At 32.8% G+C, this 25,895-nt stretch carries 16 protein-coding genes; 3 read left to right on the top strand and 13 right to left on the bottom strand.

Going from position 1 to position 25,895, the window contains the following annotated elements:
• From ACEN92_RS00515 to ACEN92_RS00505, 3 genes are all read right to left on the bottom strand, one after another.
• Positions 1–1,500, bottom strand: coding sequence for a RagB/SusD family nutrient uptake outer membrane protein (locus ACEN92_RS00515; RefSeq protein ID WP_495640415.1), 1,500 nt, complete (start codon positions 1,498–1,500; stop codon positions 1–3).
• A gap of 11 nt (positions 1,501–1,511) precedes the next feature.
• Positions 1,512–4,547, bottom strand: coding sequence for a SusC/RagA family TonB-linked outer membrane protein (locus ACEN92_RS00510; RefSeq protein WP_495640414.1), 3,036 nt, complete (start codon positions 4,545–4,547; stop codon positions 1,512–1,514).
• A 241-nt stretch (positions 4,548–4,788) separates the two neighbouring features.
• Positions 4,789–7,590 carry a helix-turn-helix and ligand-binding sensor domain-containing protein gene (locus ACEN92_RS00505; RefSeq protein ID WP_495640413.1) on the bottom strand — a complete coding sequence of 934 codons (2,802 nt, stop codon included), beginning with the start codon at positions 7,588–7,590 and terminating at the stop codon, positions 4,789–4,791.
• 197 nt (positions 7,591–7,787) lie between these two features.
• Between ACEN92_RS00505 and uvrA the strand changes: the two genes are divergently transcribed.
• Positions 7,788–10,586, top strand: coding sequence for an excinuclease ABC subunit UvrA (gene uvrA / locus ACEN92_RS00500; protein WP_495640412.1), 2,799 nt, complete (start codon positions 7,788–7,790; stop codon positions 10,584–10,586).
• A gap of 81 nt (positions 10,587–10,667) precedes the next feature.
• On the opposite strand, the gene ACEN92_RS00495 is transcribed toward uvrA, so the two are convergent.
• From ACEN92_RS00495 to ACEN92_RS00475, 5 genes are all read right to left on the bottom strand, one after another.
• Positions 10,668–10,967, bottom strand: coding sequence for a hypothetical protein (locus ACEN92_RS00495; protein WP_495640411.1), 300 nt, complete (start codon positions 10,965–10,967; stop codon positions 10,668–10,670).
• A gap of 305 nt (positions 10,968–11,272) precedes the next feature.
• Positions 11,273–12,742: a lipopolysaccharide biosynthesis protein gene (locus tag ACEN92_RS00490; protein ID WP_495640410.1), complete on the bottom strand. Its 1,470-nt coding sequence runs from the start codon at positions 12,740–12,742 to the stop codon at positions 11,273–11,275.
• Between the two features lie 38 nt (positions 12,743–12,780).
• Positions 12,781–14,070 (bottom strand): glycosyltransferase family 4 protein, encoded by a 1,290-nt coding sequence (locus ACEN92_RS00485; RefSeq protein ID WP_495640409.1) that lies wholly within the window; start codon positions 14,068–14,070, stop codon positions 12,781–12,783.
• Between the two features lie 58 nt (positions 14,071–14,128).
• A complete protein-coding gene (locus ACEN92_RS00480) occupies positions 14,129–16,594 on the bottom strand; it encodes a YfhO family protein (protein WP_495640408.1) in 2,466 nt (821 codons plus the stop codon).
• Positions 16,595–16,641: 47 nt separating this feature from the next.
• Positions 16,642–16,929: a DUF4834 family protein gene (locus ACEN92_RS00475; protein ID WP_495640407.1), complete on the bottom strand. Its 288-nt coding sequence runs from the start codon at positions 16,927–16,929 to the stop codon at positions 16,642–16,644.
• 118 nt (positions 16,930–17,047) lie between these two features.
• Between ACEN92_RS00475 and ACEN92_RS00470 the strand changes: the two genes are divergently transcribed.
• Positions 17,048–18,064 (top strand): transporter, encoded by a 1,017-nt coding sequence (locus ACEN92_RS00470; protein ID WP_495640406.1) that lies wholly within the window; start codon positions 17,048–17,050, stop codon positions 18,062–18,064.
• Between the two features lie 32 nt (positions 18,065–18,096).
• Positions 18,097–19,227 carry a GTP cyclohydrolase gene (locus ACEN92_RS00465; RefSeq protein ID WP_495640405.1) on the top strand — a complete coding sequence of 377 codons (1,131 nt, stop codon included), beginning with the start codon at positions 18,097–18,099 and terminating at the stop codon, positions 19,225–19,227.
• Between the two features lie 62 nt (positions 19,228–19,289).
• Here ACEN92_RS00465 and yidC read toward each other — a convergent pair whose 3' ends face one another.
• The 5 genes from yidC to ACEN92_RS00440 form a co-directional block, all read right to left on the bottom strand.
• Positions 19,290–21,194, bottom strand: coding sequence for a membrane protein insertase YidC (gene yidC, locus ACEN92_RS00460; RefSeq protein ID WP_495640404.1), 1,905 nt, complete (start codon positions 21,192–21,194; stop codon positions 19,290–19,292).
• Positions 21,195–21,274: 80 nt separating this feature from the next.
• Positions 21,275–22,888 carry a CTP synthase gene (gene pyrG, locus ACEN92_RS00455; protein ID WP_495640403.1) on the bottom strand — a complete coding sequence of 538 codons (1,614 nt, stop codon included), beginning with the start codon at positions 22,886–22,888 and terminating at the stop codon, positions 21,275–21,277.
• A 173-nt stretch (positions 22,889–23,061) separates the two neighbouring features.
• On the bottom strand, positions 23,062–23,295 hold the full coding sequence (locus ACEN92_RS00450; protein WP_495640402.1) for a DUF3820 family protein: 234 nt from the start codon (positions 23,293–23,295) through the stop codon (positions 23,062–23,064).
• A 73-nt stretch (positions 23,296–23,368) separates the two neighbouring features.
• A complete protein-coding gene (locus ACEN92_RS00445) occupies positions 23,369–23,770 on the bottom strand; it encodes an OsmC family protein (protein WP_495640401.1) in 402 nt (133 codons plus the stop codon).
• Positions 23,770–25,869, bottom strand: a complete 2,100-nt coding sequence (locus ACEN92_RS00440) for an amino acid ABC transporter substrate-binding protein (protein ID WP_495640400.1) — start codon at positions 25,867–25,869, stop codon at positions 23,770–23,772. Before ACEN92_RS00440 ends, ACEN92_RS00445 begins: the two co-directional genes overlap by 1 nt.
• Positions 25,870–25,895 lie beyond the last annotated feature (26 nt).

Here is a 25,895-nt window from a genome sequence, read left to right as displayed (position 1 = left end):
TTAATATCCTGGATTTTGTTGCCAGTTTCCGTTAGCAAATTGAATTTCCTCGATCGGCAGTGGAAATAATTCGTTTTTATTGGCTTTAAAACCAGGTATTGTTCCCACTGCTTTTCCTGTTCTTACTAAATCAAAGAAACGATGTCCTTCACCAAAAAGCTCTAATCTTCTTTCGGCTAAAATAAAATCAGTAAGTGCTGCTCCCGAAGCCGAAATATCATGATTAGTATCTCCAAAAGCACGTCTTCTCACCTGATTCAGATATCCTCTTGCCTTAGCATCATCAATTCCTCCACGATTATAAGCTTCTGCTACCATTAATAGTACATCGGCATAACGTATCGCCCTGTAATTGTTTGGGTTTGTTAAATTTAAATCGCCCTGAGCATTGGCGCTTCTTTTTCTTGGTAAATATTTTCGATTAAAGAAACCTGTGTCTTCATTTCCTTTTCCAAATTTAATTCCATTACCATTATCATAATTTGCATTAGCCAGAGCCCATGCGTTAATATCCAAAATAGCTACATCTTTACGTTTATCTCCTACTTCAAAAGCATCTGCACTTTCCTGGGTCGGAATATTAAAACTGAAGCCTGATGTAAACAGTGGGCCATCATAGTTACGTATCCCGCTGAAACCTACGGCAACGTTTCCTTCGCTACATTGCAGGCATCCAAATCCAGCACCTTCAACATCTGTATATTGCACTTCAAAAACTGATTCTGTTCCATTTTCTCCATCCAATTCAAATAATGCATTATAATCGGTTTGTAACGAATATGGTGAAGTACTTATTAAGCTCTCGAATACTGCAGCAGCTTGTGTAAATTTATTTTGATACAAATAAGCTTTTCCCAATAGTGCCTGAGCAGCACCTTTTGTAACTCTTCCTTTTTGAGCAGCAGTTGGGGATAAATTTGCAGCCGCGAAAATCAAATCAGCTTCAATAGAAACATACACTTCTTCGACCGATGAACGCGGTATTTTAGTTTCATCTCCAAGTCTGAATCTGGCATCACCTTTCATCGGAATACCACCAAACCATTTTACTAATTCGAATTGGTAATAGGCTCTAAGAAAACGGGTTTCGGCAATAATTTGTGCTTTCCCTTCAAAATCGGTTTTGTTTTGAAATTCAAGTATATAATTTGCTCTTTGAACTCCGGCAAACATCCAGTTCCAGATATCTTTAAGATTGCTGTTCGTTTCTGTATGGATCATATCATCTACTTGCTGAAAACCGATAACATCTGTCGGGCTTTCGCCTCCTGCTAAAGTATTATCTGAAGCAATTTCTCCTAATAAAACATTTACATATGTAGACTGAAGCAAATCGTAAGCAGCTATTAATGCATCATTATAATCTTCTTTTGAGTTAAAATAATTTTCAGAATCAATAGAATAAGCAGGTTTAGTTTCTACAAAATCATCTGAGCAGGAAATAAAAACGGTTGAAAACAGCATTCCTGTTAAAAGAAATATGTGTATATATTTTTTCATTTTGATAACAATTAAAAGTTAAGATTTAATCCCAAAAGATAAGTTCTTGGTATTGGATAAAACCCGTAATCAATTCCTCCTGCGATCGGGTCTCCGGAAGATGCGCCAGGATCAAAACCTTTGTATTTGGTAAAAGTGTAAAGATTATTAACTCCGGCATACAATCTAAGTTTTGAAATTCCTGCTTTTTGAGTCAATGTCGGGTCTAATGTATAACCGAACTGTACATTTTGTATCCTTAAATAAGAAGCATCTTCTACGTAATAATCAGAAAAAACATTATTTGATGTAGCTCCTGTAGTTACTCTGGGCGTCGAATTGGAAGTTCCTTCTCCCTTCCATCTGTCCAAAACATAATTTAAACGATTGGCATCGGATAAATTTCTTTCGTAATTTCTAATCAGATCATTACCTAAAGAGGCATAAGTATAGATCGCAAAATCTAAGTTTTTATAATTCAGTTGTAAATTAAAGCCCATTGTGGCTGCAGGAATCTGATCGCCAATATTGGTTTTATCTTTAGTATCAATTACACCATCTTCATTAACATCCACAAAGCGTATATCTCCGGGAGATGCATTGGCTCCTAAAGCTAATTGTGAAGGATGTGCATCAACTTCTGCCTGATTCTGGAAAATACCATTGGTTTTATATCCATAAAAATATCCTATTGGTTTCCCTATTTCCATGCGTGTCGGAGCAGTTTGTCCCACAGAAAACGCACCTCTTTCAATATAATGAGTTGAGTTGTTTACTTCTAATACTTCATTTTTAAGAAAAGTAACATTATACCCAAGACTCATTGAAAAAGAATCAGAAAATTTTTCTTTATAATCTATTGCAAATTCAAAACCCGAATTTCTTACCGTACCGGCATTCATTGTTGGAGAAGCTGCACCCGGAGCACCGGTACCATTAATACCTGAAACACTAATATTTGGTATCAGTAAATCTTTTCTGGTGTCGATAAAATAATCTGCAACGACAGAAACTTTATCATTTAATAATTTCATATCCAGACCAACATCAAATTTTCTGGCTTCTTCCCATTTTACATCGGGATTAGGCAGTTGGCCCTGGCCTCTTCCACTGCTTAATTCCCCAAATACATAAGTTGCTTCGCCATTTAATCGGCCTAAATATCCATAATCACCAATTTGGTCATTTCCTAAAGTACCGTAACTTGCTCTGAACTTTAAAAAGTTAATTGTTTTTGATTCTCCAAAGAAACCCTCATCAGAAACAACCCAGCCTCCGGTAAAAGAAGGAAAATAGGCTATTTTATTTCCAGGTCCAAATTTAGTCGAAGCGTCACGTCGTATCATGGCCGACAATAGATACTTACCTTTATAATCATACTGTACTCTTCCAAAATAAGACAATCTTCTCTGGTCATAAGAATAAGAACCATTATTTATAACTTTAGATACTGTTGTTATCAAATTAAGATCTGCAAAATCCCATGAATTGTATGGCACATCATAACCTGTAGCAGAAAGTCCGTTACCCCAGGTTTTAAAAATTGTTGTTCCTACAGTACCTGCCACATTATGATTATCTGCAATTTTTTTTGTGTAAGTTCCAAAAAGGTCAAATGAATAATCGTTATCATTTACCGATCCCTGCGTAACAGAACTTTGTTTTACATCGAATACTTTACCCCCGTAACTAATTTGCTTTGCAAAAGATCTGGATTCACTGTTTGAAGTATTAAAACCAATAGAACCTGATAATACAAATCCAGGGAAAATTTTATAATCCAGTCCAAAATTTCCATTGATTTTTTTATAATTATACTCATTATAAGTATTAGCAATTTGTGCCAAAGGATTAATAATTTCATTTCCTAATCCGGTCGTAGCCGGTACCAGGGTAAAATTTCCATTTGCATCATATGGGCTAAGTGTAGCCGGTACGTTTAATGCATTAAACAAAACAGATCCTAAGCCATTTTCATTTAAAGTTTTTCTTGTAAAATACGTATAAATAACATTTGTTTTCAACTTGATTTTATCGCTTAAATCAGCTCCTAATCCTATTCTGGCCGTATTTCTCAGGAAACCTGATTTATCTCCGCCAACAATTCCTTCCTGATCTAAGTGTGAACCACTTGCTGCATAAGTAATTTTTTCTGAACCCCCTGAAATAGATAAATCATGATTGATAACGGGAACTCCTTTTCTAAAAACTTCGTCCTGCCAATCCGTACCTTTTCCTAAACCTGTAACATTTGGATAGGGAAGCACTTTTCCTCCGTTAGCATAACTCTCATTTAGTAAAAGGGCATATTCTGTAGCATTTAGAGTTGGTAATTTTCTGGATGTTTCCTGAAATCCTGTATAAGTGTTATATGCAATTTTTGTTTTTGAATTTTTTTTACCCATTTTGGTGGTAATCAAAATAACTCCATTTGCTCCAATAGTTCCATAGATGGCTGCTTGTGCATCTTTTAAAACTGTAATATTTTCGATATCATTGGGATTAAGCAAACTTAAATCTCCAACATAACCATCAATAATAGCTGTAGGTCTGTTTTCTCCGTTGGTCGCAATACCACGAATGCGAATATCCAATCCTGCACCCGGAGCTCCGGACTGGCTCGTTACATTTACACCTGAAACAGTTCCCTGTAAAGCTTGCTCTACTTTAACTGGTTTTAAAGCCTCAATTGTTTTACTGTCAATTACTGCAACTGCTCCTGTAAGTTCTCTTTTTTTCTGGCTGCCATAACCAATCACAACAACTTCATCTAATGATTTTGCATCGTCGCTCATTTTTACAGTGATTTTGCTGCCTGAAACCACAACTTCCTGTGTTTTAAAACCAATGTAGCTCAAAACAATTGTTGTTCCTTTTGGAACTCCGGATAACTTAAAAGATCCATCAAAGTCTGTGGTTGTGCTTTGTGATGAACTTTTCACTTTAACATTAACTCCGGGCAATGATAAGCCTGAAGCATCAAGTACAGTTCCTGTTACATCAATGTTCTGCGAAAATGCAAAAGATGTAAACAGCAACAATACGATTAGTAATAATTTAGATTTCATAATTAGTTAGTTTTTATTGATGCTAAATTTATCTTATCCTTATAAGAATAAATCAAAATTAACCACAACAAAAAACATACATCATAAAAAAATCCTGCTTAATTTAAACATATAACAAAATAGCTCTCTGTTTTATACCCAACAGAAGATGTTAATTTCGTTAACATTTTAAGTGTTAAAAACACAATAAAACATTAATGTTGTGGTAATGTATAGGTGTTTTGACGTAATTTATATCCTACTATACAGCCAAAATGTATTCTACTAAACCGATTTCGTGCTGCAAATCCATTTTTTTGCGTAAACGGTATCTTTTTATCTCAACACTTCGAACAGAAATATTGAATAACGGGGCGATTTCTTTTGAAGAAAGATTCAATCGCAAATAGGCACAAAGCCTCAAATCGTTTGGAGTTAATAAAGGATGTAATTGCTTAATCCTTTTTAGAAAATCTTTATCAGCATTATCAAAAGCTTCTTTAAAGATTTTCCAGGAATCTTCTTCAGTTATATTATCATTTATAGTTCTGATAACTGATTTGATATTTTTATTATCATCCTGGGTTGTTTTCTTTAAATCTTCTTTTATAAAAGCCAAAAGCTCATTTTTACTATTCAAACTCATTGTCGAAACTGCCAGCTCCCTATTTTTATTATCTACATCCTGCGACAATTGCTCATTTCTGAGTTTCATAAGCTGCTGCTCATTTTCAAGTTCCTTAATTTCTAATAAAAGATTATTCTCTTCAATCAATTTCTCTTTTTGTTTCTGATAAAAATTACGATATGCTTTATTTATGAAATAAGCCAGTACAAGTATCAAAAGAAAATAAATAAAACAGGCCAAATTGGTCAGATACCAGGGTTTTAAAATAATAAATGTATAAACAGCCGTATTTGGTAAAATGGTATTAGCAAATTTTGCCCTTACTTTGAATGTATATTTCCCCGGTGATAAATTTTTGAAATTCACAGAAGATTTTGTACTCCATTCACTCCAATCGTTCTGAAATCCTTCCAAAAGATATTGATATTCAGTATGGATATATTTATTATATTCCGGAACTGTATAATTTAAGGTAATATTGTTTTCATTCGATTTAAAACGTCCTTCCTCATTTAATATCACATCCTTTAAGGTTTGGTTTTGTTTATTTATTAAAATCTCCGAAATAGAAACCGTATAGTTTTTAAAACTTAAATTATCAATGTCAAGAATATAATATCCGTCTGTAGTTCCGATTAAATAGGTTGATTTTGAAATTTGATTGATATTCTCAAAACCTAACATAGAATTGGTTAAAGAGGAAGGAATCGGAATTACATTTTGTTTTAATTGATTGCTGAGCTTACTTGCCGAAAAATAATGGATATAGTTCTTAGAAAAAAGCCATATCTTATTAGAATCATCTACAATTAGTTTACCTGACGTATATTCATCTTTTTCAAAAACAGAACTAAGTAACTTATCTTTTTCAAATTGTTTTGTTCTCGGGTTTAATTTAAAAATCCCTTCTTTGTATGCATAATAAATCGAATTATTAAATTTTGCCAGACTAGCATTCTTTCCTTTTTTTGGAGAAGAATAAGCATAGAAATCTTTTGCTTTTAAAAGGTTTTTATCCAGTTGAAATCTAAAAATACCTTTGTATTCATGGCTAACATACACATTTAAATTCTTGGTAATTTCAAAATAACGTGCAGAATAGTCAAAGCCCTGTATTTTATTTTTAAACTTCCATTGATTATTTATTTTTTCTAAAACAGAAATTCCGTAGTAATTCCCCTGAATCAATTGATTTTTTGCGTTTGGAACAGGTTCAAACTTCCATGTTCCCGAACCTGAAAAAATACTTCCTGCCGATGTATTATCTACAATAAAAGTTCCCGAATCATGACCGCAAAAAAGCGTATTATCATAAGCAAATAAAGACCAGACCTGTCCTTTTGTTCCGTTTATAAACTGAAATTCATCATTACTTTGATACTTTTTACAAAATAATCCCTGATTCGTTCCTACATATAACATTCCATTATATACAATAGAAGCATATACAGTTCCTAAAACTCCCGTATCATCAGTAAAACTATGTACAGGCGTCTGTAGATTGATGCAATTGATTCCGTTATCAAGACCAGCCCATACATTTTGATCTTGATCTTCAAACAAAGACAAAACTGTATTATTGCTCAAACCTTTACTTTGTGAAATATGGTACCTTAGTTTTCCTGCATCTGACAAAATAAAAACACCATTGGAAACTGTTCCTAATGCATAACTCCCATCCTGAAGACGCTGGCTGCTGTAGACAAAACCTGATTTTAATTCTGAATCGACATCAGTTTTGAAAGGTGATAAAGATGCTCCTTTTAATTTGTAAAATCCGTCTAACTGGGTTTGAATTAATAAACCATCATCAAGAGTAAAAACATTTGCAATTGTATATTTTTTTAAAGTTTGATTATCGGAAATAAGTTTTCCCTTTCCTCCTTCAATTTCAAAAAGTCCTTCATTTATGGTTTGATAATAAATAGAAGTTTTAGTGCCAAACGATTTTACAACACCATTTTTAGGCATGATAATTTTAAACCTTTTCGTCTTTGTATCATAAATATAAATTCTGTTCAATGATTGAAACAGAATCCATTGATCATACTTTAGAATATTCCAAAACTGTTCGTCGTCCAGGATTTTATTTTTGATAGTGTCACTAAGAGAAGTATATTTAAGTTTTCCGTTTGATTGCCTTGTCCAGTAACCAAAATTCATGTAGCAGCCTGTGTAAATCTTATTATCGATTACTTTCACAGATCGCATTATTGTTTCATTAGGAGTCGGATATAATTGCCAATTTGTACCGTTATATTCCAACAGGCCTTCGTTATTAGCAAAATATAAATAATTCTGTTCATCCTGAGATATCATCCAGCTCTGGCTTCCGGCACCATAAACAGTTGAAGGATATTTTACAATTGGAGGAAGTTCCTGAGAAAACAGGTTAAAACTCACTAAAATAAACAGTAAATATAATTTTGATTTCAAATTGATCCGTGGTATTAATTTATTATAAAAACAGTTCTAAAATAGCTTATTTTATGTTGAAATAACAAGTTTTTACCAAAAAAAACATCAATACAAAAAACATGATAATTCTGGGAACAATTAGTTAAAATTTGGAACAATCTCATTAACAAAACTCAATTCAAAATTGATTACTTTTGTAGAAATTGACTTTTTTTATGCAAATCGATCTTTCTACACTCGACCCAAAACATAATATTATCATCAAAGGAGCACAAGTACATAATTTAAAAAATGTAGATGTTGCTATTCCCAGAAATAAACTTGTAGTAATCACAGGACTTTCAGGATCAGGAAAATCCAGTCTGGCATTTGACACTTTGTATGCAGAAGGACAACGCCGTTATGTCGAAAGCCTGTCATCATATGCACGTCAGTTTTTAGGACGTCTGGACAAGCCAAAAGTCGAATATATCAAAGGAATTGCTCCTGCAATTGCGATTGAGCAAAAGGTAAATACAACCAATGCCCGTTCGACTGTTGGAACTTCGACAGAGATTTACGATTACATGAAACTCTTATATGCGAGAATTGGTCGTACGTATTCGCCTGTTTCCGGTCAGGAAGTCAAAAAAAATACCGTTACCGATGTTGTTTCAGATGTAAAAACTCTTGAACCGGATAGCAAGTGGCTTCTTTTATCACCTATTCATCTTGAAGAAGGCCGTCAGTTGGAAGACAAACTAAAAGTGCTTTTACAGCAAGGTTTTGCCCGTATTTTGGTTGATAACGAAATGGTTCGTTTAGATGAATTTACCCCTACAGAACTTCATAAATTAAACAACAAAGATATTTTACTGATCATTGACCGAATTGTTGTCAAAGACGAAGAAGAATTTTATAACCGTTTGGCAGATGCTGTACAAACTGCTTTTTTTGAAGGAAAAGGAATTTGTTACCTGCAGGAATTAAATTCAGATAAAAGATTTATTTATTCTAATAATTTTGAATTGGATGGCATTACGTTTTTAGAGCCAAACGTTCACTTATTCAGTTTTAATAATCCTTATGGAGCCTGTCCTGTCTGTGAAGGTTACGGAAATATTATTGGTATTGACGCTGATTTGGTTGTTCCGAATACTTCTTTATCCATTTTCGAAAGTGCTATTTATCCCTGGAGAGGAGAAAGCATGAGCTGGTACAAGGATGAATTGGTAAAGCATGCTTATAAATTCGATTTCCCTATTCATAAACCTTATTTTGAACTATCGGAAGATCAAAAAGACTTAATCTGGAAAGGAAATCAATATTTTCAGGGTCTGAATGATTTCTTTAAAGAACTCGAAGAAAAAAATTATAAGATTCAGAATCGTGTGATGCTGTCCCGTTACCGTGGGAAAACAAAATGTCACGCCTGCCGTGGAAAACGTTTACGTGAAGAAGCATCATATGTAAAAATCAATGGTAAAACGATTTCTGATTTGGTTGATTTACCGATTAAACATTTGGTTACTTTTTTCAAAAACATAGATTTAAACGTTTATGAACAGCAAATTGCAAAACGTTTAATGATAGAAATCAACAATCGTTTATCGTTTTTGACAGAAGTGGGTTTAGATTATCTCACTTTAAACAGAAATTCAGCAACCCTTTCCGGAGGAGAATCACAACGTATAAACCTTGCAACTTCTCTCGGAAGCAGTTTAGTCGGATCTATGTATATTTTAGATGAGCCAAGTATTGGTTTACACCCAAAAGATTCTGAACGACTTATAAAAGTTTTGCTTTCGCTTCGTGATTTAGGCAATACCGTAATTGTTGTTGAGCATGATGAAGATATCATGAAAGCCGCAGATATGATTATCGATATTGGTCCCGAAGCAGGAACTTTCGGTGGGCATCTTGTTGCCCAGGGAACTTATGACGAAATACTAAAATCAGAATCATTGACAGCGAAATATTTAAATGGTGACTTAGAAATCTCCGTTCCGAAAAAGAGACGAAAATTCAAAAATCACATTGATATCATTGGTGCACGTGAAAACAACTTAAAAAATATTAATGTTACTTTTCCTTTAGATGTGCTAACTGTAGTAACAGGGGTTTCGGGAAGTGGAAAAAGTACGCTGATTAAGAAGATTTTGTTTCCGGCAGTGCAAAAAAAACTGGAAAATGCATCAGAAAAAGCAGGTCAGTTTAGTGAAATAAGCGGTTCATTTTCTCAAATAAAACATATTGAATACGTTGATCAAAACCCAATCGGAAGAAGTTCGAGATCAAATCCCGTAACTTACATTAAAGCTTATGACGATATCCGTGATTTGTATGCAAAAGAAAAATTATCCAAAATAAGAGGGTACCAGGCCAAACATTTCTCTTTTAATGTTGATGGTGGGCGTTGCGAAACCTGTAAGGGAGAAGGCTCAATAAACGTTGAAATGGTTTTTATGGCCGACGTTTCATTGCCATGTGAAACCTGTGGAGGAAAACGTTTCAAAAAAGAGATTCTGGAAATTAATTTTGACGAAAAAAACATCAACGATATCCTGACCATGACTATTGATGATGCTATTGCTTTTTTTGAAAAAAACAAACAAACAAAAATCACTCAAAAGCTTCAGCCGCTTCAAGATGTAGGTTTAGGGTATGTACAACTGGGTCAATCCTCTTCTACTCTTTCCGGAGGTGAAGCACAACGTATTAAACTCGCTTCATTTTTAGTAAAAGGTGCTACAAAAGATAAAGCATTATTTGTATTTGATGAACCTACAACGGGTTTACATTTTCATGATATTAAAAAATTATTAACTTCATTTGATGCTTTAATAGAAAAAGGGCATTCAATAATAGTAATTGAACACAATCTTGATCTTATAAAATGTGCTGACTGGATTATTGATTTAGGACCTGAAGGTGGAGAAAACGGCGGGCATTTATTAGCTGTAGGAACCCCTGAAGAAATCGTAAAAGTAAAAGAATCAGTTACGGGGATATATTTAAAAGAAAAACTTAATTAAAAACAAATTAGCCATAAATTACTTCTTTTTTACTTAATGCATTGAGAAATAATTTGTGGCTATTTTTTTATTGTTTAGTTGCTAAGCAACTAAACATCTTTCTTCAAAAGGAATACCATCTTCATCTATGGCTACTAAAATCTTTTTTTGTTTAGATGCTTCTATAGTAAGATACAACCAGGCAACCGACCATAAACCTAACGTTAAACAAAAAATTATAAAATTGAATCCATGATTTACAGTTTTTCCTCCTTTTGAAAGTACCGCAAAAAGCATTTTGTCATTACGCTCTTCAAGTACAAATCCTTTATGAACTTTTTTAGAAATCATATTAGAAAATACTTGTAAACTTTCTTCTGCATTGAACTGAGTGCTTTTCATAATAATCATTTAATTTAAATTAATCAGGCGTTTTAAACTTGAAATTTTGGTTTTACAAAAATATAAAAATTCGCTATCTCAAACAATACCAACTTTTAGTGATATATAAGTGTTTTTTTCAACATAAAAGAACATTCTGTAATAATTCAGAAAGATAAAGTTAGTTTTTATCTCATAAATTACAAAATAAACAACTAAATTTATAACATTAACACATACCTGTTAACCGGATGTAATCATTTTAGTGTTAAAACCCTATGAATTTTGGCTTTATTTTAAAATCCATTTTTGTTTTTCTCAATGAATTAAATTCTAATTCCTATTTTTTTCAAAAGTGAATCAATAACATTATTAATATCTGATGAAATTTTAAACTTATAATTCAGATATACATACAAAATTGTTACTAAAATTGACTTTAAAGCAATACTAATAAGCTGGTAAAAAGGAAATTCCCAGAAATAAAACAATAAAAACAAGACAAAAGTCAATAAAATAGAATGTATAGTTTGTTTTGTAAATGGATACAGATGAAGTTTCTTGACTACAAATTGCAATTTGGCCAAACTATACAAAGTAATCGATAATAAAGTAGCAAAGGCAGAACCGAAAATTCCCCAAATAGGAATAAAAATCATATTTAAAACAAAGGTTAAAAATACCAAAAGCAATCCTAAATATAAGACCATTCGGTAATATTTGGTATTAAAAATGATGGCATTATTATTTCCTAAAATTAAATCAAAATATTTAGATAAACCAATCATAAATACAACCGGAATTCCGCCACTATATTCTTTGGGAACCAATTCATACAATTGATCGATATTTACAAAAATACAAAGCATTACAAAACCACCAACGAACTGTAGATTTATTGATGTTTTCTTATATAATGTATTCAGTTCGTCATGCTTGTTATCGTGCATTAATTTAGCCGTAATAGGATATACGATTTGATGCATAGCCCGACTCGGGACTGAAATCACCAAAGCAATATAAGTAGCAACAGAATAATAAGCAATATTCTCAATTTTCATATATTGGTTCAGCATCAATTTGTCGCCGTCTAAAAGTAAATTGGCAACGCTTCCCGACAGAATAATAAAAAAAGTATATTCCATTACACTTTTTACATTCTCAGGAATTGTAATTTGAAAATTAGGCCTCTTGATGTAAAAAGCATAAAACATGGTAATTAAGAAAGCAATAAAATAAATTACCGCAGTTATGTAAACAAACTGTACTAAACTTATCCAATGAAAATATAACCCCATCAATGCAAAAGAGGACAACAATCTAAGTCCCACTTCTTTTATAAAATTTCCGAAAACCGAATGCATATGTACACGTGCCCAGGCATAAAAAATCTCAAAATAAGCCATACATATCCCTATAAACGGAATTAAAAGCATAAACTCTTTTACAACAGGATTTTCTTTAGACACAAAAGCCGTAATATCATCGAAGAAAAAGATTCCTATAATTCCCAAAGGAATACACATTAATATTGGGAATAATGCCGTAAATGATAAGAATTGCTCCCTTTCTTCTTCGGTTTTATACTGAGAATAAAATTTCACCAGTGTATTCTGCATTCCAATAGCAAACAAAGGCATGATGACATTTGCTGCAGACAGAATATAATTGGTCAGGGCATAATAAGTAGCTCCCAAAAAAACGGGATACAAATAAAGTGTATTTATAGCTCCAATTCCGAAGCCGAAATATGTAATAATGGTGTTTTTAAAAGACTGATTTAAGACAATACCCATTTTTGGATTTCTGAATTTAGATTTTAAATTTTAGCAAACTATGATTCACTGATCAATTGCGCTAATTGTTTGGTAAGGTTTTTTCTGGAATATTGTTGTAAACCAACGCCGTTAGCTTGTAATTTTCCTTCCAAAAATTGATTATAAAAGTCCAAAATTACACTTTTTAGCTTCTCTTTTTCAGAATAATCAAAAAATACTCCGGTATTTGTCTGCATGATGATATCAGCAAAATCAGAACCCTGAGGGCCGATTGCAATTATTGGGCGGTTGGATACCATGTATTCAAATAATTTTCCCGGAATAATACTTTTTGTATCTTCAGAATTAATTTCTATCAACAGTAAAACCTGTGATTTTTTCTGATGTGCAATTGCTTCATGATGTGAAACATATCCTAAAAGATTCAAATAACTATTTAGATTAAATTGTGCTATAGAATCAAGCACTTCCTGACTTACTGCACCAATTAATTTAATTTCTAAATGAGTTTTAAAATCAGGAATTTCATTTAATAATTCGACCAGACATTCCCATAAAAACTGAGGGTTTCTGTCTGATAAAAACGAACCTATATGAGCAAGGGTAAATTTGGTGTCTAAAGTCTGCTTCTCTACATTCTCAATATCATAACCATTTGTAATTACAGAAATCGGTTTGGTGGTAATCGCCTGGAATTCGACCTTTGTAGTTTTACTGGTAACAACAATGGCATCAGCAAAATTCAACACCTTATGTTCCATATTTTTATGTTTTTTTGCTGCATAACCTGATAATCGCAAAGCTTTGTGATAACCGATCGTAGTCCAGGGGTCACGGAAATCAGCAAACCATTTTACATTCAGCTTTTGCTTCAATTCCAACCCAATTAAATGCAGGCTATGCGGTGGTCCAGATGTAACAATAGTATCAATATTATTTTCTCTAATATATTTTTCCAAATAAGAAACTGAAGGCTTTACCCAAAAAACACGAGCATCCGGAATAAAAAGGTTACCGCGAACCCAAAGAAAAGTTTTATCTAAAAAAGTTTGTTTTTTTTGATGTGGAAAAATTCCGGAGCTGATTTTCTTTGTTTTATTTTTTGAAAAAACAGAAGCCAGTTGATATGGCTCCCAAATTTTATTCTTAAGAATTATTACTTTATCAGATATCTGATTAACCAAACCTTCATCAATTATCGGGTATGTTGGGTTTTCTGGAACATAAACAATTGGCTGGATACCAAATTCAGGCAAATATTTTACAAATTTAAGCCAACGCTGTACACCCGGACCTCCGGCTGGTGGAAAGTAATAAGTAATGATTAATAGTTTTTTTTGTTCCATCAAGTTTATACTGTTTCACAGACACACACAAAGTTTTCACTAAGTTTCGCGAAGATTTTTAAATATTTTTTTGAGTATCTCCGTTATTTTTTCGTGAATCTTTGTGAAAGATTTTTTCAAAATAAATCCCACCGATCAAAAGTAATAACATTCCAATTGAACTTGCCAATGCAATTGTGCTTCCTGTTTTTACAACCTGAGGTTCAAACTTAAACTCAATCGTATGTTTTCCGCCTGGAATTTCCATTGCTCTCAACACATAATCTACAGGAAAATGATCTGTTAATTTACCATCAACGTAAGCGTTCCACCCATTTTTATAATATATTTCAGAGAATACTGCTAAACCATCTTTTCCATTATCGGATTGATATTTAATGTAATTTGGCTTATATTTTACAAGTTTAATAGTTCCGGTTGTATCCCAGTTTTTCTTCAAACGTGCATTTTTAAATTTACCTTCGTGTTCATGAACATTAAAAACAGCAACATTTTTAGTGTCAATATGATCTAAGGCTTTCATGACATCATCTGGTTTATTTACCAGTTTAAGATCACTTACAAACCAGGCATTTCCATTAGCTTCAGGATTTATAGTCGGAATTTCTTTTCCTTCTTTATCTGTCTGAATAACATACTTAACATTCAACATATTAAGTATTTCCAAATTATTTTTAGCAATTTGATAATCAAACAACTGCTGCATTCTTCTTGGTTTTGCAGCATGATAACCTCCGATAGAATTATGAAAATAAGAAGCACGCGCACTGGACATATTTCCGTTTACCTCAAAAACTCTATAATGCGTCGTATCCTGCAAAATTTGAGAATCAGCGGGAGTTTGTTGGAAAGGAGCTGCTATTTCGACCGGACTGACAAAATCCTTAGCCGAAACATATTTTTTATCCACAAAAAACAAATCAAAAATCATCAAAATACCAACGATGATTAAAGTCGTATTCTGAGCCAGTTTATTTTTGATAAACAACCATAAAATCCCAAAAGTTACTATAATGAAAAAGCCTGAGCGTAATAAATCTGCAAAATACAAACTCATTCTGTCCTCTTTCAAAGCATCAACAAAACCTGGCCCGTAACTTTCTGAATAATAGCTATCGTTGCTTCCCGTAAAATGAAAGAAACTTTTAGCAATTACTAAAATCACTATAATTCCTAAACCAAACACTCCAGTTTGTATTAATGCTTTCTGTTGTTGTTTTGGGTCATCCTTAATTTTAAAAAATGACTGAATTCCCATAACAGCCAAAACAGGGAAACATAATTCCAAAATAACCTGAATAGAAGACACAGCCCTAAACTTATCGTACATCGGAACATAATCGATAAAGAAGTCTGTCAATAACGAGAAATTCTTTCCCCACGAAAGCACTAACGAAAACAATGCTCCTGCAAGAAATACATATTTTATTTTTCTATCATCAATAAACAATGCCAAAACAGCCAAAAAGAAAACGACAACTCCTATATAAGCCGGAGCTGCAACAATGGGTTGATCTCCCCAATAGGTAGGCATTCCGGATACGAAATCCTGTGCCTGCCCGGAAGGAACTCCCTGTTCAGTCATAAACGAATACATTCTACTGTCTGTACCTACATTTTCGTGGTTAGAGCCCCCAAAAAGTCTTGGTGCAATTAAGTTGAAACTTTCTGCTATTCCGTAACTGTATTCGGTAATGTACTCGTGGGTTAAAGCATTCTCAGAAGTCTTTTTAGAACCGTCAGGATTAAAAGTCAATTCACTATTACTACGTGTGCTAAATTTAGCATATTCGCTTGTAGCCATTAAATTAGTTGCATTTGCACCAATAGCAAAAATTCCGGCTCCAGCCAAAACGCCAATCGAAATTAAAAGTGGCTTATATTCTTTTTCCTTAATAAAAGTAAAAACAAAATAACCTGAAAGTATCAGTAAGAATATCAATAAATAATAGGTCATTTGAAAATGGTTTGCATTAATTTCTAACGCAACCGCAAACATGGTGAGCAAACCTCCCCAGATATATTTTTTCTGAAAAACCAGTATAAATCCGGCAATCACGAGTGGCATATAAGCGATTGCATGTGCTTTTGCATTATGACCAACGCCAAGAATAATAATAAGATACGTTGAGAAACCAAACGCAATAGCTCCGATAAATGCTTTTAAAGGATCGATTTTTAAAACTAATAAAAGCCCGTAAAACCCTAGGAAGTATAAAAATAAGTAATCTGCAGGACGTGGTAAAAAACGCAAAACATCGTCTATTTTACCTATATAATCATTTGGATAATTGGCACCCAGCTGATAAGTAGGCATACCACCAAAAGCAGAGTTTGTCCAATACGGTTCTGAGTGTTCGGACGCTCTAAAATCATTTTGCTCTTTTGCCATACCGGTATATTGAGCAATATCCGACTGAAAAATTTGCTTTCCTTGCAAAACAGGATAAAAATAAATTAAGGAAACGAGAATAAAGCCCATTATAACAAGGGCATGCGGGTAGAACTTATTTATTATTTTCAATTTTGACAGGTTTGGTTAAGGGATAATTAATTATTTTGATTACAAATTTAATCTATTTCTTCATAATCAACATAATCTCCAACTTTTTTGGTTTCACGAGGTTTTTTTGCGTTCGCGGTATCAATGATTATCTCATCATTATTACGATTGCTTTGCCATGTATTGCCCTGACTATATTGTTGTTGTCTCTGAAAATTTTCTCCTGCTTTTTCAACTGCTTTTTTTACCAAAATCGGTAAAAAGATTCTGGCTAAAAATTTAAAAATATAATAAAAAGCTATCATAAAAACAATGGCTCTCATTAAACCTGAAAAAGATGCTTCTTGCATAATCATATAATTTTTTTCAAAATTAATAAATCCATTGTTTAAAATTAAAATATCAATCTTAAATAAATAATAAAATATACTACATTTGAAATGCGTTATTACTTTTTAATCAAAAGATACATATATGTTAAAAATTAAAAACTTTTTTATACTAGGTTTATTTTTATTGCCACAATTCTTTTTTGCTCAATACACTGATGTCATCAACTCAAATCGCCCAGGCGAAACTATGTCTGCTTTCTCAGTTGGAAAATCGGTTATTCAGGCTGAAATTGGTTTTTATGGAATCAATGAAAAACATCATACCCAAGATTATAAAGCCAATGGCTTTGGAACTGACTTAACACTTCGCTGGGGGCTTTTTCTTGAAAAACTGGAGTTTATTGCAGACATCCAATATCAAAGCGAAGAATTTACAACTCCTGTTACCAGTTTTAAGAAAAACGACTTCAGACAAACAGTTTTAGGAGCAAAATACCTGCTTTATGACCCATTCAAAAATTACAAAAAAGATGTTAATATTTACAGCTATAATGCCAATAGAAAATTCGATTGGCATCAATTAATTCCTGCTGTTTCGATATTTGCCGGAGCTAATTTTGTTTTTAAGGACAACCCATATGCTTATGGTACAAATACACTTAATTTTTATTCAACAGAATCAGGTATTTCTCCAAAAATAATGCTGATCACACAAAACCGATTTGGTGACGGAAGATGGGTATTAGTCTCTAATATCATAGCCGATTATATTGGTACAGATAATTCAGGATATGGCTATGTTTTGACCTTAACAAGAGGTTTAAACAGCGACTGGTCCGCTTTCTTAGAAAATCAGGGATATAAAAGTGATTTATACAGTGATGCTATTTTCAGAGGCGGTCTTGCTTATTTAATTGGAAGCAACATACAGCTTGATGCTTCAATAAGCAAGAATTTAAAAAATAGCCCTTCTTTACTTTATGGCGGAATTGGTTTTTCATGGCGTTATGATGCTAAATACAAAGAAAAAATAACACGAGTAGGTAAAGAAAAAGAATCAAAGGATAAAAATGTTAAGGACGGAAAAGAGAAAAAAGAAGAAGAAATAGATTATCAGGAAAAAGAGAGGGAAAGAAAAGCCAAGTACGAAAAAAAATAAAAAGCTACAAAGAGCAACTTACAATAAAAATAATGATTACAATTAAAGAAGCCAAAACGAAAAGAGAACTGACAGATTATATCAAATTTCCTTTCTCTTTATATAAAGACAATCCATATTGGATACCTCCTCTTATTGCTGATGAATTAGAGTCATTTGATAAAACAAAAAATCCTGCTTTTGATACTGCAGAGGCTTATTTTTATCTGGCTTATAAAAATAACGAAATTGTTGGGCGTATAACTGCTATTATTAATTGGTCAGAAGTAAATAATCAGGATAAAAAGAAAGTCCGTTTTGGCTGGTTTGATGTTATTGATGATATTGAAGTCACTAAAGCCCTGCTGGAAAAAGTCTATGAACTTGGAAAACAAAATAATCTGGAATATATGGAAGGTCCGATGGGATTTTCAAATTTAGATAAAGTTGGAGTTTTAACTGAAGGTTTTGACCAAATCGGCACTATGATTACCTGGTATAACAACCCTTATTATGTAACTCATTTTGAACAATTAGGTTTCCGTGTGGAGAAAGAATATATTGAAAGCATTTTTCCGTTTTCAAACGTAAAACCGGAATTCTTTCTGAAAGCACAAGAATTAATCAAAAAAAGATATGGATTAAGATCTCTGACCTTTACAAAGACAAAAGACATTATGCCCCATGTTGACAAAATGTTTGATCTTTTTAATGAATCATATGAAAAATTAGCTTCGTTTGTAGCTATTTCAGATATCCAGAAAGAATATTTTAAAAAGAAATATATCAGTTTTATTAATCCGGAATACATCAAATTTGTAGTTGACAAAGACGATAATTTAGTGGCTTTTAGTATTGTAATGCCAAGTTTTGCAGAAGCTTTGCAAAAAGCCAAAGGTAAATTATTTCCGTTTGGATTTATTCATCTTCTAAAAGCCAGAAAAAAAAGTAAGGATGTTGTTTTTTACCTTATTGGAGTACATCCTGACTATCAAAACAAAGGTGTTACAGCGATTATTTTTGATGAATATTTTAAAACTTTTTCAGAAAAAGGAATCCAAAATTGCATTAGAACTCCTGAATTAGCTGAAAATACTGCTATTCATTTATTATGGAAAAACTTTGATCCTAAAATTCATTGCCAACGAAAAACATTCCGAAAAGAGTTATCGGAGATGGCATAACCATAAACTAAAAAAAGCCGAAATTAATACTAATTTCGGCTTTTCTTTATCATTCAGAATTTTTACTTCTTTTTATTTTGCTTTTTTGCAGCTTCCTGCTGTTCCATAACTTCCTGAAGACGTTGTTGAAATTTCCCTTGTTTTTTAGGTTCTTTCAATTTATTCTCCTGAATTTGAGCATGAATTTTATCAGTATCAACAATATAGTTCTTAATTACAAACATGATTCCGATTGTAATTAAATTCGAAATAAAGTTATACAAACTCAAACCTGCTCCATAACTATTGAAGAAAATTAACATCATTAATGGTGAAACATAAATCATGATTTTCATCATTTTTGCCATATCCGGCATACCTTCTTGTTGAGGCGCAGCCATTTGCTGATCTCCGGATGTCATTTTCATATAGAAGAAAATTGCAATTGCTGCCAAAATCGGGAACAAACTGATATGGTCTCCATACAACGGAATATGAAACGGTAATTTCACAACTGAATCAAAAGAAGACAAATCATTAGCCCAAAGGAAACTTTTCTGTCTTAACTCAAAAGCTGATGGAAAAAACTGAAACGACGCATACATAAACGGAAGTTGAATCAATGCCGGAATACATCCTGCCATTGGGTTTACCCCTGCTTTATTATATAATTTCATTGTTTCCTGTTGCTTCTTCATCGGATCTTTTTTGAATTTTTCTCCCAACTCTGTAATTTCCGGACGTAAAACTTTCATTTTAGCCTGTGACAGGAATGACTTATAAGTGATTGGCGACATAGCCAATTTAATAAGGATTGTAAAGATGATAATAGCAATACCGTATGCAATAAAGGAACTTAAGAATCCAAATAAAGGAATAAAAACCCATCTATTAATCCATCCGAAAATTCCCCAGCCTAATGGAATAATTTTTTCGAAATTTTTATCATATGATTTTAATACTTTATAATCTGCCGGACCAAAATACCAATTCATCTTGTAATCAATTTCACCATTGGTAAAAGCTAAAGGGACGTTTGCTTTAAATTGTTTTGTAAAAACAGTATCAATTTTTTCGTCTTTAACCAGATTTTGAGAAACTAATTTTGATTTTTCGAAAGAAGTATTTGTTTGTAAAATTGTGGTAAAAAAATGTTGTTTAAATGCAACATAATCAACTTTTTCAGGCGTTTCTTCCTTATGATCACCTTGACCTACATAACTTTCTTTTCCATCCTCATGACTATAATAAATTTCGGCATAACGATTTTCATAAGAAATACTTTTTTCATTTCTATACGTCTTTAAATTCCATTCTAAATCTAATGGTTTAGAAGAATTTAAAACCTTACTCAAACCTTGGGAACGAACATCAAAACCAACCAAATAATCGTTTGGTTTCAATATATATTTATATTCCAAAAATTCATTAGCACCAGCTTTCAAACGCATTGATAAGATTTGATCTGCACCAACTTTCGTAAGTGTTGGCTCAAAAAACAAATCTTTAGAGTTTAAAGTTCTGTTGTCAGTTGTTTGCAGCTGAATATTCAAATTAGAGTTATTATCCTTAATCAGCTCAACTAATTGTTTTGAACCTTTTTCAAATCTCTCAAATTCTTTAAGAGTTGCTTCAACTATATACCCACCTTTATTAGCGATTTTTAGCTTTATCTTTTCATTTTCGATAGTCGTAAAAGATTCTTTTGCAGAAGGAAGGGTCGCTGAATAAGCAAAACCACCTAATGTTTTTTGTAATTGCGCTAACTGAACTGTATCACCGGGAGTTACTGCAGTTACTGGCAAAATAGCTGTTTTTGTCTTATCAGTTTTAGATTGTGCTTGTTGTTTAGCCACTAATTCTTTCTTGGCTTTTTCTGCGGCAATCTCTTTATCAGAAGGTTGATTCTGGTACATAATCCAAATCAAAATTCCAAATATCAGTACAAAACCAATGATTGAATTCAGGTCAAATTTTTTTTCTTCCATTATAATTTTAAAAAGTCATTCGTTACAAGGTTATTAGTTATGAGTTTGACTCAAAAGTTACATCCTTTAGAATATTAATATTATTTTTTATGCGAATTAACTGCAGCAGCCACAAAGTTTACGAAAATCGGGTGTGGATTGGCAACGGTACTTTTATATTCAGGATGGTATTGCACACCAATAAAAAACGGGTGGTTTTCAAGTTCTACAATTTCAACCAATCCTGTATCAGGGTTAACTCCGGAAGCAATTAATCCTGCTTTTTCCAATTCAGCAACATATTTGCTATTGTACTCATAACGGTGGCGGTGGCGCTCGGAAATAGTTGTTTGCCCGTAAATTTTATGTGCTAAAGAGTTTGGTTTAATATCACACTTCCAGGCTCCAAGACGCATTGTTCCTCCTTTATCGGTAACTGTTTTTTGTTCTTCCATTAAATTTACAACTGGATGTTTGGTTTTTTCATTCATCTCAGTCGAATTTGCTTCGGTATATCCTAAAATAGTACGGGAATATTCAATAATTGACATCTGCATTCCTAAACAAATTCCAAAAAACGGAATATTATTTTCACGTGCATAACGAACTGCTTCAATTTTTCCTTCAATGCCTCTTTCACCAAAACCCGGCGCTACTAAAACTCCGTCAAGAACTCCTAATTTCTCTGCGACATTGTCAATATTAATATGCTCTGAGTGTATAGAAATTACATTTACTTTAGTTTCGTTTGAAGCTCCAGCATGAATAAACGCCTCTAAAATAGATTTGTAACAATCCTGCATTTCTACATATTTTCCAATCAGGCCAATATTTACCGTATGTTTTGGATTTTTTAGCCTTCGTAAAAAAGTATTCCAGTTTTTTAAATCCGGGGCTGCTTTTTTAGGCAAATCTAATTTTTTCAAAGCTACCACATCCAATCCTTCCTCAAGCATTAAATTTGGAACTTCATATATTGTTGAAGCGTCAATAGACTGAATTACTGCTTCTCTTTTTACATTACAAAACAATGCTAATTTATTACGCAGCTCATCAGAAAGTTCGTGTTCAGTTCTGCAAACCAAAATATCAGCCTTGATACCGCTTTCCATCAAAGTTTTTACGGAATGTTGTGTCGGTTTTGTTTTTAACTCACCTGCTGCAGCCAAAAATGGAACTAATGTTAAATGGATAACAATTCCGTTATTTTCTCCTAACTCCCACACTAACTGACGAACAGACTCTATATATGGAAGGGATTCAATATCACCAACAGTTCCGCCAATTTCAGTAATAACAATATCATAGTCACCGGATTTGCCCAGCAATTGCATTCTGTCTTTGATTTCATTTGTAATATGAGGAACAACCTGAACTGTTTTTCCTAAAAATTCTCCTCTTCTTTCTTTCTCAATAACCGAAAGATAGACTCTTCCTGTAGTAACGTTATTAGCCTGAGAAGTAGGAACGTTAAGAAAACGTTCGTAATGACCTAAATCTAAATCAGTTTCAGCACCATCATCCGTTACATAACATTCTCCGTGCTCATATGGGTTTAAAGTACCGGGATCCACATTTATATATGGATCGAATTTTTGAATAGTTGTACGATACCCTCTTCCTTGTAACAATTTTGCTAAAGATGCCGCGATAATCCCTTTTCCTAAAGAAGAAGTCACACCGCCAGTAACAAAAATATATTTTGTTTGATTCATTCTGTTGTTGTTTGTATTGTAGTTGTGTAAAAAACTTGGCAAAAGTACAAATTTAATTAGACAATTTATCAATTCGGGAATGAGATAATTTGCAAATTTTTATACAGAACAGTTACATGTTTCAGGAATCGATAATTTTAACTTTTAATCAGCCATTTTTTTGAATATTCCCATTAATTAGGTTTTGGATATTGTTTTTTAATATTTCGGATTAATTCCTCTAATCCATTTAGTTTTAACTCATAGATAAGCTGCAATTGCTGTCCTAATTCACCTTTTGGAAAACCTTTGTTATGATACCAAACCACATAATATTCAGGCAAATCAATTAGATAATGCCCTTCATACTTTCCGAAAGGCATTTTAGTGTGGGCTAATTTTATAAGAAGTTTTTTGTCTTGTTCCATTTTAAAAGAGAAGAAGCAAGAAAAAAAACCAATAGATTTCTTTCTTGCTTCCTTAAATTCTATAAATCTGTTTTTATTTCCAGTTGAAAGTAATTCGTTTTTCGATTTCAGGGTTTAAACTCAAAAACACAGGACAAGTCATTGCTGCACGTTCCAGTATCGTTTTACTTTTTTCGTCTGCTTCGCCTTTCATTTCAAAAGCAATTTCTATTGCTCCAATTCTTCTTGGCTCAGCATTCATTATTTTAGTTACTTCAGCAGTTGAATCATTTAAATTTACATCCATATCACGGGCTTTTATTCCCATAATCGTCATCATGCAACTTGCCAGAGCGTTAGCAACGGTGTCCGTTGGAGAAAAAGCTTCTCCTTTTCCGTTGTTATCTAATGGTGCATCCGAAATAATTTCACTTCCGGATTGCACATGTATTGATTTTGTTCTTAAATCTCCTAAATAGGTTACTTTTGATGTCATTAATTTGCTACTTTTAAAGTTAAGTCTGAATCGTAATATAAAATGTAAACACCTTTGTTTGCGTGTCCTCCATCTTCTTTTTTATAATATTGAAATTTATTGTCAACTTGTTCTGTTGTCATTAAATCTGCTGTTTCCTGATAGGTTTTTCCTTGCACCAAACGCATCATCGTATCAAAAGTAACATCAAATCCTCTTGTTGCATAGGTATTTGGATTTACTTTATTTTTCAGTCGATATTCTTTTTCAAAAATCAAAACCGGCTGTTCATCACTTTCTCTTGTTACTGAAGGATACATTAATTTCAATTTTATTAAGTTTTCAAAATTAATTTCATCAGTATCCAATGTACTGTTAGGTTCCAGAATTACCAATTGAATCTGACATGTTCTTTGTGCGTCAATTAAAGCTTTAATAATTGTTTTAATCATTGCTGTATTACCCGTTTCCATTACAACATAATTCATTCTGTTTGGCAATAATAAACTTTTTAAATTCGCAACATCCAAACCTCCGGTTTCTGTCAAAGCAGCAAAAACAACTCCTTTTTGATTTTGTTTGATATAACTGATAACCGATTCTTTTTTCTTATCGACAACAGCCACAATATTTCCGTTTTTAGAACGCATATAATCAAAAACCGAGTTTCTGACAACGTCATTTGTTGGTATTGACTGATATAAATTATCTATTGGGTTGGCAGAATCTTTTGATAATGGTGAAATTACGGGCACATTATACAAGCGTAATGAATTTGCTACTGCTTCAGCATTATTTTGATAAAATGGTCCTATAACAGCATCTGCATCCTGTAATTTATTTTGAGCAATCAAACTGGAGACATTCGATGTAGTTTTCGTTTCCTGAGAATCATAAATTGAAATATCAATTGGTAATTTTAAGGCTTTCGCCGAATCGATTGCCATTAATGCCCCGGAGTAAAAATCAAGAGTCATGTTCAAAAATTTATCATTTTTGATTCGATTGGCAGAACTTACTGTGTCGTTTTGCATTTTAGCTAAATTAAAAGGCAATAATAAAACCAGTTTTTTACGCTCATTCTGTCCTCTCTTTTTACTCAGCTCAACCACTTCAGGATCTACTTCAACTGTCTCTGACTTTACTGTTCCAACAACTTTTATCCCTCTTGGTTTATCAACAGGCTTATCTTCTGTTTTTTCTGAGACTTTTTCTACTGGTTTCTCAACAGATTTTCCTACTGGCTGTTGTTGTGCAATAATTGGAATTGGCGTCACAAATCCTGCAGGTACTTTTAAAACCATTCCTTCTTTTACTCCTTCAGAAAGTGTCGGATTTAATTCTGTTAATTCTTCCTGAGTAATGTGAAACGTTTTTGACAGACTATAAAAAGTTTCTTTTGGTTTTACCTGATACTCCATATAAGTAGTTGCTTTTCTTGGAGCTTCAACTTGCTTTTTAGTTTCAACCGGTTTAGCCGAATTTTCAGCAATTGGAGTGATTATTTCTGTTTTTGGAGCCGTTCCTTTAATCGTTACACGATACCCAACAGGTAAATTAGCAACAATATCCGGATTACGTTTTTCTAAATCCTCAACAGTAGTTTTGTATTGTTTTGCAATCGAATATTTAGTTTCTTTTGCCTCAACGTCGTGATATACATATTTTTCCTGGGCTTTTTCTTTAATTGTTTTTGGTGCTGCCCCTTTTACTGGAATTACTAATTTCTGACCTATCTGAACACCGTCTTTTTGAAGAAAGGGATTCGCTGCTTTTAAAGCTTCATCAGAAACACCGTATTTTTTTTCAATACTGTAAAAAGTCTCTTTCGGCTGTACTTCATGTATTACTTCTTTTGTACGTACAGTCGATTTTACAGCCACAGCTTCTGTTTTAACTTTTACATTTTTAGTTGGAATCAATAAAACAGTATTGGGCTTCAAAGCAGTTTTCGCATCCGGATTTAATTTGTAAATATCATAAGGCGTAACCTTAAATTTCTGTGCGATCTGGTTAATAGTTTCTCCGTTTGAAACCGTATATTTAACTACCTTTTCCTGTGAAAAAGCAGTACATGTAATAAAAAAAACAAGAGAAAAAATGGTGAAGAAATATTTCATAATAGATATTAAAAACAATTATTCTT

The sequence above is a fragment of the Flavobacterium sp. Flavsp81 genome (genome assembly GCF_059491325.1).
Note: the sequence above shows the minus strand (reverse complement) of the source record. Positions and strands in the feature narration are given on the sequence as shown.

Coding starts and splice junctions, on each gene's coding strand:
- ACEN92_RS00515 (WP_495640415.1), bottom strand. CDS start 1,500: ATGAAAAAATATATACACATATTTCTTTTAACAGGAATGCTGTTTTCA.
- ACEN92_RS00510 (WP_495640414.1), bottom strand. CDS start 4,547: ATGAAATCTAAATTATTACTAATCGTATTGTTGCTGTTTACATCTTTT.
- uvrA (WP_495640412.1), top strand. CDS start 7,788: ATGCAAATCGATCTTTCTACACTCGACCCAAAACATAATATTATCATC.
- ACEN92_RS00495 (WP_495640411.1), bottom strand. CDS start 10,967: ATGAAAAGCACTCAGTTCAATGCAGAAGAAAGTTTACAAGTATTTTCT.
- ACEN92_RS00490 (WP_495640410.1), bottom strand. CDS start 12,742: ATGGGTATTGTCTTAAATCAGTCTTTTAAAAACACCATTATTACATAT.
- ACEN92_RS00485 (WP_495640409.1), bottom strand. CDS start 14,070: ATGGAACAAAAAAAACTATTAATCATTACTTATTACTTTCCACCAGCC.
- ACEN92_RS00475 (WP_495640407.1), bottom strand. CDS start 16,929: ATGATTATGCAAGAAGCATCTTTTTCAGGTTTAATGAGAGCCATTGTT.
- ACEN92_RS00470 (WP_495640406.1), top strand. CDS start 17,048: ATGTTAAAAATTAAAAACTTTTTTATACTAGGTTTATTTTTATTGCCA.
- ACEN92_RS00465 (WP_495640405.1), top strand. CDS start 18,097: ATGATTACAATTAAAGAAGCCAAAACGAAAAGAGAACTGACAGATTAT.
- yidC (WP_495640404.1), bottom strand. CDS start 21,194: ATGGAAGAAAAAAAATTTGACCTGAATTCAATCATTGGTTTTGTACTG.
- pyrG (WP_495640403.1), bottom strand. CDS start 22,888: ATGAATCAAACAAAATATATTTTTGTTACTGGCGGTGTGACTTCTTCT.
- ACEN92_RS00450 (WP_495640402.1), bottom strand. CDS start 23,295: ATGGAACAAGACAAAAAACTTCTTATAAAATTAGCCCACACTAAAATG.
- ACEN92_RS00445 (WP_495640401.1), bottom strand. CDS start 23,770: ATGACATCAAAAGTAACCTATTTAGGAGATTTAAGAACAAAATCAATA.
- ACEN92_RS00440 (WP_495640400.1), bottom strand. CDS start 25,869: ATGAAATATTTCTTCACCATTTTTTCTCTTGTTTTTTTTATTACATGT.